The sequence below is a fragment of the Streptomyces sp. NPDC005374 genome, from assembly GCF_042872225.1.
Classification (GTDB): domain Bacteria; phylum Actinomycetota; class Actinomycetes; order Streptomycetales; family Streptomycetaceae; genus Streptomyces.
Window position 1 is genome coordinate 114,562 of record NZ_JBIAKA010000016.1, and the last position, 11,576, is coordinate 126,137.

Annotated in this window: 9 protein-coding genes; 1 reads left to right on the plus strand and 8 read right to left on the minus strand. The window is 69.9% G+C overall.

Annotation, left to right across the window (positions count from 1 at the left end):
• Position 1 precedes the first annotated feature (1 nt).
• From ACFYRX_RS34345 to ACFYRX_RS34365, 5 genes are all read right to left on the minus strand, one after another.
• Positions 2–961 carry a CoA ester lyase gene (locus ACFYRX_RS34345; RefSeq protein ID WP_266820829.1) on the minus strand — a complete coding sequence of 320 codons (960 nt, stop codon included), beginning with the start codon at positions 959–961 and terminating at the stop codon, positions 2–4.
• The gene (locus ACFYRX_RS34350) at positions 958–3,006 is read right to left on the minus strand and encodes a protein meaA (protein WP_389108393.1); all 2,049 of its coding nucleotides are present in this window, start codon (positions 3,004–3,006) and stop codon (positions 958–960) included. Before ACFYRX_RS34350 ends, ACFYRX_RS34345 begins: the two co-directional genes overlap by 4 nt.
• A 17-nt stretch (positions 3,007–3,023) precedes the next feature.
• Entirely contained in the window at positions 3,024–4,361 is a 1,338-nt protein-coding gene (gene ccrA / locus ACFYRX_RS34355) for a crotonyl-CoA carboxylase/reductase (protein WP_389108725.1), read from the minus strand.
• Between the two features lie 838 nt (positions 4,362–5,199).
• Positions 5,200–6,030 (minus strand): TetR family transcriptional regulator, encoded by an 831-nt coding sequence (locus ACFYRX_RS34360; RefSeq protein WP_389108396.1) that lies wholly within the window; start codon positions 6,028–6,030, stop codon positions 5,200–5,202.
• A 142-nt stretch (positions 6,031–6,172) separates the two neighbouring features.
• A complete protein-coding gene (locus ACFYRX_RS34365; protein ID WP_389108399.1) occupies positions 6,173–7,978 on the minus strand; it encodes a 3-hydroxyacyl-CoA dehydrogenase family protein in 1,806 nt (601 codons plus the stop codon).
• Positions 7,979–8,362: 384 nt separating this feature from the next.
• Between ACFYRX_RS34365 and ACFYRX_RS34370 the strand changes: the two genes are divergently transcribed.
• Positions 8,363–8,938, plus strand: a complete 576-nt coding sequence (locus tag ACFYRX_RS34370; protein ID WP_389108402.1) for an adenylosuccinate lyase — start codon at positions 8,363–8,365, stop codon at positions 8,936–8,938.
• Between the two features lie 4 nt (positions 8,939–8,942).
• Here ACFYRX_RS34370 and ACFYRX_RS34375 read toward each other — a convergent pair whose 3' ends face one another.
• From ACFYRX_RS34375 to ACFYRX_RS34385, 3 genes are read right to left on the minus strand one after another with little or no spacing between them, the layout of a single operon-like run.
• On the minus strand, positions 8,943–9,470 hold the full coding sequence (locus ACFYRX_RS34375) for a GNAT family N-acetyltransferase (protein ID WP_389108405.1): 528 nt from the start codon (positions 9,468–9,470) through the stop codon (positions 8,943–8,945).
• 42 nt (positions 9,471–9,512) lie between these two features.
• Positions 9,513–9,911: a RidA family protein gene (locus ACFYRX_RS34380; protein ID WP_389108408.1), complete on the minus strand. Its 399-nt coding sequence runs from the start codon at positions 9,909–9,911 to the stop codon at positions 9,513–9,515.
• A 57-nt stretch (positions 9,912–9,968) separates the two neighbouring features.
• Positions 9,969–11,546, minus strand: a complete 1,578-nt coding sequence (locus ACFYRX_RS34385; protein WP_389108410.1) for an alpha/beta hydrolase — start codon at positions 11,544–11,546, stop codon at positions 9,969–9,971.
• Between the last annotated feature and the right edge of the window lie 30 nt (positions 11,547–11,576).

An 11,576-nucleotide genomic window follows, 5' to 3' on the forward strand; every position in this document is an offset into this window, starting at 1 on the left:
CTCACGCCTCCGGGATCTCGAACTTGGACGTGCGCTGCATGCCGGCCGCGCGGCCCTTGCCGGAGATGACCAGCGCCATCTTGCGGCTGGCCTCGTCGATCATCTCGTCGCCGATCATCGCGGAGCCCTTCTTGCCGCCCGCCTCGGACGTGTAGTACTCGTACGCGTCCAGGATCAGTTCGGCGTGGTCGAAGTCCTCCTGCGAGGGCGAGAAGATCTCGTTGGACGCCTCGACCTGGCCCGGGTGCAGCACCCACTTGCCGTCGAAGCCGAGGGCCGCGGCCCGCTGGGCGACCTCGCGGTAGCCGTCGACGTTGCGGATCTGCAGGTAGGGGCCGTCGATCGCCTGGAGGTTGTTGGCGCGGGCGGCCATCAGGATCTTCATCAGGATGTAGTGGTAGGCGTCCGCCGGGTAGCCGGGCGGCTGCTCGCCCACGACCAGCGACTTCATGTTGATCGACGCCATGAAGTCGGCCGGGCCGAAGATGATCGTCTCGACGCGCTGGGACGCGGTCGCGATCTCGTTGACGTTGTTGAGGCCCTGCGCGTTCTCGATCTGCGCCTCGATGCCGATCTTGCCGACCTCGAAGCCCATCGTCTTCTCGATCTGCGTCAGCAGCAGGTCGAGGGCGACGACCTGCTGGGCGGTCTGCACCTTCGGCAGCATGATGCAGTCGAGGTTCTGGCCCGCGCCCTCGACGACCGTGACGACATCGCGGTACGTCCACTCGGTCGTCCAGTCGTTGACGCGCACGACCCTCGTCTTGCCCGTCCAGTCACCCTCGTTGAGGAACTTGACGATGGTGTGCCGCGCCTCGGGCTTGGCGAGCGGGGCGCACGCGTCCTCCAGGTCGAGGAAGACCTGGTCCGCCGGGAGACCCTGTGCCTTCTCCAGGAAGCGGGGGTTGCTTCCCGGGACCGCGAGACACGAGCGACGGGGACGCAGACGGTTGACGGTCATGCGGGGACCTCCAGGGGGTCGAGCTTGTTCGCTTTCCGGATCTCGTCGACGATGCGGCCGATGATGCCGGTGATGTCGAAGTCCTTCGGGGTGAAGACGGCGGCCACTCCGGCTGCCCGCAGTTGCTCGGCGTCTCCATTGGGGATGATCCCACCGGCGATGACAGGTACATCTGTGGCGCCTGCCACATGCAGCCTCTCCAGGACGTCCGGTACCAGCTGCGCGTGCGAGCCGGACAGGATGGACAGGCCGACCGCGTGCACGTCCTCGGCGAGGGCCGCGTCCACGATCTGCTCCGGGGTGAGCCGGATGCCCTGGTAGACCACCTCGAAGCCGGCGTCACGCGCGCGTACGGCGATCTGCTCGGCCCCGTTGGAGTGCCCGTCCAGGCCGGGCTTGCCGACCAGGAAGCGCAGCTTGCCGACGCCGAGGTCCCTGGCGGTCACCTCGACCCGTCGGCGGACGTCGGCCATGGCCGAGCCCGCTTCCGCGGGGACCGCGACCGGCGCGGAGGAGACACCCGTGGGCGCCCGGAACTCGCCGAACACCTCCCGCAGGGCCCCGGACCACTCTCCGGTAGTGACACCCGCGCGGGCGCACTCCAGGGTGGCCTCCATGAGGTTGCCGGTGCCCTTCGCGGCCTCCTTCAGCTTCTCCAGCGCCTTGCAGGGCCGCGGGTGGTTGAAGGGCGGCTGGTACCGCGTGTCGCGCCAGTGCTGGAGTCCCGCGATCACCCGGGCCTCGACGGCCGGGTCGACCGTCTGGATCGCGGTGTCCAGGTCGGCCGTGAGCGGGTTCGGCTCGGTCGTCTCGAAGATGTTGACGCCGATGATCTTCTCCTGCCCGGACTCGATCCGGGCCCGGCGCTCGGCGTGCGAGGAGACGAGCTGCGACTTGAGGTAGCCCGACTCGACGGCGGCCATCGCGCCGCCCATCTCCTGGATCCGGTCGATCTCCGCGAACGAGTCCTCGACCAGCCTGGTCACCTTCGCCTCGATGACGTGCGAGCCCTCGAAGATGTCCTCGTACTCCAGCAGGTCGCTCTCGTAGGCCAGCACCTGCTGCATCCGCAGCGACCACTGCTGGTCCCAGGGCCGGGGGAGCCCCAGGGCCTCGTTCCAGGCCGGCAGCTGGACGGCACGCGCGCGTGCGTCCTTCGAGAGGGTCACCGCCAGCATCTCAAGGACGATCCGCTGGATGTTGTTCTCCGGCTGCGCCTCGGTCAGACCGAGGGAGTTGACCTGGACGCCGTACCGGAAGCGGCGCTGCTTGGGGTTCTCGATGCCGTACCGCTCGCGCGTGATCCGGTCCCAGATCCGCCCGAACGCCCGCATCTTGCACATCTCCTCGACGAAGCGGACACCCGCGTTCACGAAGAAGGAGATGCGGGCCACGACGTCCCCGAACTTCTCGGCGGGAACCTGCCCCGAGTCGCGTACGGCATCGAGAACCGCGATCGCGGTGGACATCGCGTAGGCGATCTCCTGGACCGGCGTGGCGCCCGCTTCCTGCAGGTGGTAGCTGCAGATGTTGATCGGGTTCCACTTCGGGATGTGGGAGACCGTGTACGCGATCATGTCCGTCGTCAGCCGGAGTGAGGGCCCCGGCGGGAAGACATGGGTTCCCCGCGACAGGTATTCCTTGACGATGTCGTTCTGGGTCGTGCCCTGGAGCCGGGTGATGTCCGCACCCTGCTCCTCGGCGACGACCTGGTAGAGCGCCAGCAGCCACATGGCGGTGGCGTTGATCGTCATCGAGGTGTTCATCTGCTCCAGGGGGATGTCCTGGAACAGCCGGCGCATGTCACCGAGGTGCGCGATCGGCACGCCGACCCGGCCCACCTCGCCGCGGGCGAGGATGTGGTCGGAGTCGTAGCCGGTCTGCGTCGGCAGGTCGAAGGCCACGGAGAGCCCTGTCTGCCCCTTGGCGAGGTTGCGGCGGTACAGCTCGTTGGACGCCTCGGCTGTGGAGTGGCCGGCGTACGTGCGCATGAGCCACGGCCGGTCCTTCTCCCGCGTGCCTTCGGCGGGCTGACGCTCAGTCATCTATGACCCCGGGTGTCTCAGATGTTGCGGAAGCGGTTGATGCCGTCGATGTGCTTGGCGCGCATCTCCTCGTCGCGCACGCCGAGACCTTCCTCGGGGGCCAGGCACAGGACGCCGACCTTGCCCTGGTGGAGGTTGCGGTGCACGTCGTAGGCGGCCTGTCCGGTCTCCTCCAGGGAGTACACCTTGGACAGAGTCGGGTGGATCTTGCCCTTCGCGATGAGCCGGTTGGCCTCCCAGGCCTCGCGGTAGTTGGCGAAGTGCGAGCCGATGATCCGCTTCAGGGACATCCACAGGTAGCGGTTGTCGTACTCGTGCATGTAGCCCGAGGTCGAGGCGCAGGTGGTGATGGTGCCCCCCTTGCGGGTGACGTAGACGCTCGCGCCGAAGGTCTCGCGGCCCGGGTGCTCGAAGACGATGTCGATGTCCTCGCCCCCGGTGAACTCGCGGATGCGCTTGCCGAAGCGCTTCCACTCCTTGGGGTCCTGGGTGTTCTCGTCCTTCCAGAACTTGTAGCCCTCGGCGTTGCGGTCGATGATCGCCTCGGCGCCCATCGAGCGGCAGATCTCCGCCTTCTGCGGGCTGGAGACGACACAGATCGGGTTGGCGCCGCCGGCCAGCGCGAACTGCGTGGCGTAGGAGCCGAGCCCGCCGCTGGCGCCCCAGATCAGGACGTTGTCGCCCTGCTTCATGCCGGCACCGTTGCGGGACACCAGCTGCCGATAAGCGGTGGAGTTGACCAGGCCCGGGGCGGCGGCCTCCTCCCAGCTGAGGTGGTCCGGCTTGGGCATCAGCTGGTTGGACTTGACGAGCGCGATCTCCGCGAGCCCGCCGAAGTTGGTCTCGAAGCCCCAGATCCGCTGCTCGGGGTCGAGCATCGTGTCGTTGTGGCCGTCCGAGGACTCCAGCTCCACGCTCAGGCAGTGCGCGACGACCTCGTCACCGGGCCGCCAGGCGTTGACGCCCGGGCCGGTGCGCAGGACGACGCCCGCGAGGTCGGAACCGATGACGTGGTACGGCAGGTCGTGCCGCTTGCTGAGCTCGCTGAGCCGGCCGTAGCGCTCCAGGAAGGAGAACGTCGACACCGGCTCGAAGATCGAGGTCCACACGGAGTTGTAGTTGACGCTCGACGCCATGACGGCGACCAGGGCCTCGCCCGGGCCCAGCTCGGGCAGGGCGACCTCGTCGAGGTGGATCGACTTGCGCGGGTCCTTGTCGCGGGTCTCCAGACCCGCGAACATCTCCGTCTCGTCCTTGTGCACGGTGATCGCGCGGTACGACTCGGGGAGCGGCAGAGCGGCGAAGTCGGCCGGAGTCGAGTCCGGCGACTGGATCGCGTCCAGGATGTCCTTCACGGTCACGGTGTTGCCTCCGGCGATAAGCGTCCTGAGGGAGGGACGCTGAGGGTTACGTCGGTGCCGTCGGTTCGGCGGTGTCTTGCTCGGCAGCGCTTTGTGGCGCGGGAGGTTGCCTGTGACGCAGGCGTCCGGGCGAGCAGCTCGATGAGTTGCTGGGACAGCCGACGTGCGAAAGGTCGCTGCACGCCGGCCGCCCGGACTTCCTTCAACGTAAGACACCGCGTGCCACCGTGCAAGGCACTGAGTGCCAGAGATTGCCCTCAGATGAAATCTTTACGTAACAAATGAGCGATGATCGATCAAACCTACTGGCGAGTAGGCGTCAATCGGGCGTTATCGGGCACGGTACGGCCACCGGAACCCGCACGGCGGACAGGGTGATCGTGGCCGCCGTGGCGTGGCCCCGCGAGCCGTGCCACCCGCTCGGCCTACGCATCGGCCTCGCGCCCGGCAAGGGCTACGGCTTCGCGGTCCTCGTGGAGCCGCTGCCGCGCTGCCTGGTGCACAGGGCGCGGCGAAGGCGGGCCTCACTGCTCTCGGCAAGCAGGCCGAAGCCGCCGGCGCGATGGGCCGTGACCCCGACCGCTTACGGCAACGCCGGGTGGAGCCTGGGACCGGCGGCAGCGGGAGTGGGTGGGGCCCCCGGCCGATGACCCCGGACGGTCTGCCCCTGATCGGACCGTCGCCGGGCCGGTCCCGGGTGCGGTGCTGCTCGCGACCGGTCGCAACATGCCGGCGCCGTGATGGGCCGGCTGATCACCGGGTGGGTGGTGGGGGAGGCGGACCCGGAGCAGGCGGCGGCCGGGTTCTCACCTGCGAGGCGCGCTGAGAACCGTCACCGCTCCTTGAGGGCCTGCTCGATGGCCCGCATCACTTCGTCGAGCGGCGCATCCGTCCGGGCGACGGTCACCAGGACCTCTCCCTGAGAGGCCACAGAAGCCGGTGGTGCCGGGAGCGGCGACGCGTCCCGGCCCGCTCCGATCCCCCTCCCGAACGTCTTCTGGACGATCGCGAACGCATGGTCCAACTGGCTCTCCACGTCCCCCTGTCCGCCGGCCCGCAGCCACCGCCGCAGCACATGGTTGTGGGCGGTGACCACGGCGGACGCGGCGACCTCCGCCAGCAGTGGATCGTCGTTCGCCTCGTCGTCGTGCGCGTGCTCGTCGAAATGACCCAGCAGGTACCGCGTGAACAGCCGCTCGTAGCGGGCCACCGACGCGATCTCGGCCTCCCGCAGCGTCGGCACCTCGCGCGTCAGCTTGTAGCGGGCGACCGAGATGTCCGGCCGGGCCGCGTACATCTTCATGACTTCCTTGATGCCGCGGCACACCGTGTCGAGCGGGTGCTCGTGCGCGGGGGCCGCGTTGAGCACCGCCTCGGCCCGGATCAGGGTGTCGTCGTGGTCGGGGAAGATCGCTTCTTCCTTGGACCGGAAGTGGCGGAAGAAGGTGCGTCGGGCGACCCCGGCCGCGGCCGCGATCTCGTCGACGGTGGTCGCCTCGTACCCCTTGGTGGAGAACAGCTCCATCGCGGCGGCCGCCAGTTCTCGGCGCATCTTGAGCCGCTGGGCGGCCGCGCGACCGCCGGCCGCACTTTCCGGCGCGTCGGGCGTGGCTGGTGGACGAGAGGACCTGGCGGGCTGGGGCATGACCCGAACGTACTGCATGTGCGCAGGTTGCCGCGCGTGTCCGGGGGTTCCCCCAGCGGGGACCGGCGGGCATGTGCCGGGCCCCGTCAGCGGGGGGCGGCCGCCCGGGTCGAGCAGGCCGCCCCAGTCCTCACCGTCTCTGAACCAGTCGCCGGGACGCTCAGCGCCGGGCATATTCGCGGAAGCCGCGGCCGGTCTTGCGGCCGAGGCAGCCCGCGGCCACCAGGTGCTCCAGGAGCGGCGCCGGTGCGAGGCCCGGGTCGCGGAACTCGCGGTGCAGGACCTTCTCGATCGCCAGCGAGACGTCGAGACCGACGACGTCCAGGAGCTCGAAGGGGCCCATCGGGTAGCCGCCGCCCAGCTTCATCGCCGCGTCGATGTCGTCGAGGGACGCGTAGTGCTCCTGCACCATCTTGATCGCGTTGTTGAGGTACGGGAACAGCAGGGCGTTCACGATGAAGCCCGCACGGTCCCCGCAGTCGACCGCGTGCTTCTTGATCCGGACGCAGACCTCGCGGACCGTCGAGTGGACGTCCTCGGCCGTCAGGACCGTACGGACGACCTCGACCAGCTTCATCGCCGGCGCCGGGTTGAAGAAATGCATGCCGATCACGTCCTGCGGGCGCGAGGTGGCGCGGGCGCAGGCGACGACGGGCAGCGAGGAGGTCGTCGTGGCCAGGACCGCGCCCGGCTTGCAGACCTTGTCCAGCGCCTGGAAGAGCTGCTGCTTGATCTCCAGGTCCTCGGCGACGGCCTCGACGGCCAGATCGACGTCCGCGAAGGACTCGTAGGACCCCGCCGCGGTGATCCGGTCCAGGGTCTGCGCGGCCGCCTCGGCCGTCATCCGGCCCTTGTCGACGGAGCGGGAAAGGGACTTGCCGATACGGGCCTTCGCCGTCTGCGCCTTCTCCTCGCTGCGGGCGGCGAGGACGACCTCGTACCCGGCCTTGGCGAAGACCTCGGCGATCCCGGACGCCATGGTCCCGGAGCCCGCGACACCGACGGAGCGGACCTCGCGGCCCGGCGCCTGCGCCGAGTCCGCCAGGGGAGTCAGCGCGTCCCGCACGACCGTCGCACTGCCGGGAGCCTCATAGGTGTAGAAGCCGCGGCCCGACTTACGGCCGGACAGGCCCGCCTCGCTGAGCTGCTTGAGGATCGGGGCGGGGGCGTGCAGCCGGTCGTGGGACTCGGAGTACATGGCCTCCAGGACCGTGCGCGCGGTGTCGACGCCGATCAGGTCGAGCAGGGCGAGGGGGCCCATGGGCAGGCCGCAGCCGAGCCGCATCGCCGCGTCGATGTCCTCGCGGGAGGCGTACTTCGCCTCGTACATCGCGGCCGCCTGGTTGAGGTAGCCGAACAGCAGCCCGTCGGCGACGAAACCGGGCCGGTCGCCGACCGCGACGGGCTCCTTGCCGAGGTCGAGGGCGAGGTTGGTGACCGCGGTGACGGCCGTCGGCGCGGTGAGCACCGAGGAGACCACCTCGACCAGCTTCATCGCGGGTGCCGGGTTGAAGAAGTGCAGACCGAGCACGCGCTCCGGGCGGGCCGAGTCGGCCGCCAGGCGCGTCACCGACAGGGCGTTGGTGCCGGTGGCGAGGATCGTCTCGGGGCGCACGATCCCGTCGAGCTCACGGAAGATCTGGTGCTTGATCTCGTACGACTCCGGAGCCACCTCGATGACGAGGTCGGCGTCGGCCGCGGCCCGCAGGTCGGTGGAGGTGCGGAGGCGGGCGAGGACGTCCACGCGCTCCTGCTCGGTGAGCCGGCCGCGCTCCACGGCGCGGGCGGTGGCGTTCTCCAGGGCGGCGACGGCCTTGGCGGCCTGCGCCTCGCTGATGTCGATGCCGACGACCTCGCGGCCGGCCTTGGCGAGGACCTCGGCGATGCCGGTGCCCATGGTGCCGAGGCCGATGACGGCAATCGTCCGGAGCGGGGAGGAAGAGGGGTCGGACAGGGGAGTGGCCATCGCGGAACTCCAGGAATGAGGGTGACGACTGGGAGCGCGACCCGGTACGCCGAGAGGCGCACCGGGTGCGTGAGGACCTGCGGAGTGCGGGTGTTGCCGGGCTGCGAGCGCACACGCCCGGGCCGTCGTCGCGGGCGTGCACACGCCCGGAGAACGGTGGAAGCCGACCGGCCCTGTCCCAAGCCGGGTCGTACTGCGTACTGGCGGTACCTGAGGCACCGAACCGACTGCTCTCACGGCGGCTGCGTCACCAGGCCACCGCAAGGAGTTCCAACGAGTGGGTAACTCGCTCGTCTGAGCTTAACCGGTGGGTAACGAGCGCGCCAGCCCCCGGATTTGTGATGTACGTCCCGCGCCCTCGACGAGCCCCCTAACCTCGGGTTCATGGACGAAGAGTCGCGATCGGTCACGGAGCGCTTACGGCTGGAGTCGGGGGCATCGGCCGCCTATGAGCGTCTTGCGACGACGGAGGACCCCGATGAACTGGCCGGAGTCCTCACCGAGCCCGGACAGCCGCTGTGGGCCCGGGAGCTGGCCGCGTTCCGGCTCGGGCTCGCGGGGGACCGCCGGGCCTTCGAGTCGCTGGTCCTGCTGCTCAACCACCGTGATCCACCGCGTTGCGCCGCCGCCGCGTACGCCCTGGCCCGGCTGGGAGACCCGCGCACGGCCCGCGCGGCGGCAACCCTGGCCACCAACGAACTCCGCGTCGCCTACGCCCTGCACCCGGTCCGGCTGCTGGCCGAACTCCATGCCCCCGAATCGGTGCCCGCGCTGATCACCACGCTGGAACGCCGGCTGCGCCCGCACGACCCGTACCGCCGCGTGGCACTCGCCTGCGTGGAGGGCCTCGGCACCCTGGCCGACGCCCGGGCCCGGCCCGTACTGAACGAGGCCCTCGCGCATCCGTCGCTCGCGGAGGAGGCGGTGCGGGCGCTTCGGCGGATCCCGAAGCAGAGGTGAGCTGTCAGGGGGCCAGTTCCTTCACGTACCGCACCTCGGGAACCGGAACTCCGTCCACCTCGAAGGGCTCCTCGGCGCCGTCGGCCGTGAAGCCCCGGCGTTCGTAGAAGTGCCGGGCGCGCGTGTTGTCCTTGAGGACCCACAGGAGCAGGCGGGGGTGCCCGGCGGCCGAGGTGCGGTGTACGGACTCCTGGAGCAGGGCGTGTCCGATGCCGCTGCCGAACCGCTGCACGTCCACGTAGATCGCGTACAACTCGGCGTCTTCGGTGCGCAGTTCACCGTCCCGGTAGGGACCGTGGCAGGCCCAGCCGAGGATCTCGCCGTCCCGTTCGGCGACCAGGTCCCCCCTGCGGCTGCCGCTCTGTCCGAAGCGGGCGCGGCGACGCTCGGCGTCCGCCGGAACGCTGAGCGCGTCGAGGAACGGCTGGGGCATGAGGCCGCGGTACGCGCTCTGCCAGCCCCGGATCCGGATCTCCGAGACACGGTCGCAGTCGGCGAGGGCCATCTCGCGGATGAGGAGAGGGGCGTCCATGACGACAGACCCTATGCAGCGTCCGCCCCCCAGGCCTCCGCATTATCCGCCGACCACCGCGAACGCCTCGATCTCCAGCAGGAACTCCGGACGCACCAGCCCGGCGACCTGCACGGCGGAGGCCGCGGGCAGCCCGTCGTCGGGTATGTGCTCGGCGCGGGCCTCGCGGATCGCCGGCATGTGGGCCATGTCCGTGACGAAGTAGGTGAGTTTGACGACGTCGTCGAAGGTCGCCCCGGCGGCGGTGAGGCAGCGGCGGAGGTTCTCGAAGACCTGGCGGGCCTGGGCGGTGGCGTCGCCCTCGCCGACGAGCCTGCCGTCCTCGTCGAGGGCGACCTGGCCCGAGACCGCGACGAAACGACCGCGGCCCAGCACCACGTGGGAGTACTGGGCCGCGGGGGCGACCCCGGCGGGGGCGGGAATCCTGGTCAGCTCACTCATGTGTCCATGGTGGACCACAGCACTGACAGAGCCCGTCCCCGACGGAGCCTCGGACGCTCAGCCTCGGAAGCCGAGCAGCCCGTGCAGTGTCGAGCCGCGCGAGGACGTGGACGCGGCCTTGGAGCTCAGCGGTTTCGGATCGGGCATCGCCTCGCACACCGCGTCGGCCTCACCACCGCCGCGCGGCACCTTGCCGTCGGTCAGATACGCGGCCAGGTACCTGTCCAGGCACGCGTTGCCGCTCAGCGTGATGCCGTGGTTCCCGCCGCCCTGCTCGACGACCAGGCTCGAGCCGGCCAGCAGACGGTGGACCGTGACGCCGCCCTCGTACGGGGTGGCCGCGTCGTTCGTCGCCTGGAAGAGCAGCGTCGGCGGCAGTTTGCCGTTGGCGATGTTCACCGGCTCGAGCGACTCCGCGGGCCAGAACGCGCACGGCGCGTTGTACCAGGCGTTGCTCCAGGCCATCAGCGGAGCCTTCTCGTAGACGGCCCAGTTGTCGTCGCGCCACTGGTCCCAGTCGCGCGGCCAGGAGGCGTCACGGCACTGGACGGAGGTGTAGATGCTGTAGCCGTTGTCCCCGGACGCGTCGACGGCGGCGAAGTTCTCGTACGCCTCGACCAGCGGGTCGGCGTTCTTGCTGTTCACGTAGTCCGAGAACGCCTCGGCCAGGTAGGGCCAGTAGCCGTTGTAGTAGCCGCCGGGGACGAAGGTGTCCTCCAGCTCGGAGGCGCCGACCTTGCCGCCTGCCGGTTTCTTGGCGAGGGCCGCCCGCATCGCGTACCACTTGGCCTCGATCTTCTCCGGATCGGTGCCGAGTCTGTACGTCGTGTCGTACTTGGCGATCCAGGCCATCAGCGCGCGGTGGCGGTCGTTGAAGGCGTAGTCCTGGGCGAGGTTGTCGTCGTACCAGACGCCGGTCGGGTCGACGATCGAGTCCAGGACCAGACGGCGTACCTGGTGCGGGAAGAGCTTGGCGTAGACCGCGCCGAGGTAGGTGCCGTACGAGTAGCCGAAGTAGTTGATCTTCTCGGCGCCGAGGGCCTGGCGGATGGAGTCCATGTCCCGCACGGCGCTGACGGTGTCGATGTAGGGCAGCACGTCCGCGTACTTCCGGCCGCAGGCGGCGGCGAAGGACTTCACGCGATCGAGGTTGGCCTTCTCGATGGCGGGTGTGCTCGGCACCGAGTTCGGGCGCACCGGGTCGAAGTGGCCCGGCCTGCAGTCGAGGGCGGGCTTGCTCTTGCCCACCCCGCGCGGGTCGAAGCCGATGACGTCGTACTGGGCCGCGACGGACTTGGGCAGGCCGGAGGCGATGAACCCGGCGAAGGTCAGACCGCTGCCGCCGGGGCCGCCGGGGTTGACCAGCAGCGGGCCCTGGTACTTCTTCGCGGTGTGCGGGACCCGGGACAGGGCGAGGGTGATCTGCTGCCCGCGCGGGTTCGCGTGGTCGAGCGGCACCTTGAGGGACGCGCACTGAAGGGTCGGGGAGTTGGTGGTGCCGCACTTCTTCCAGTCGAGTCGCGCGGCTTGGGCGTTGTGGGTGTGCTGCGGGGTGCCGGCGTCGGCGGGGACGGCGGTGAAGGCCCCGGCCATGACGACCGCGGCACCGCACAGGACGGCTGCGCGTTTTCTCATGAAGTCCTCCCAGGACGGAGGGTTTCGGGC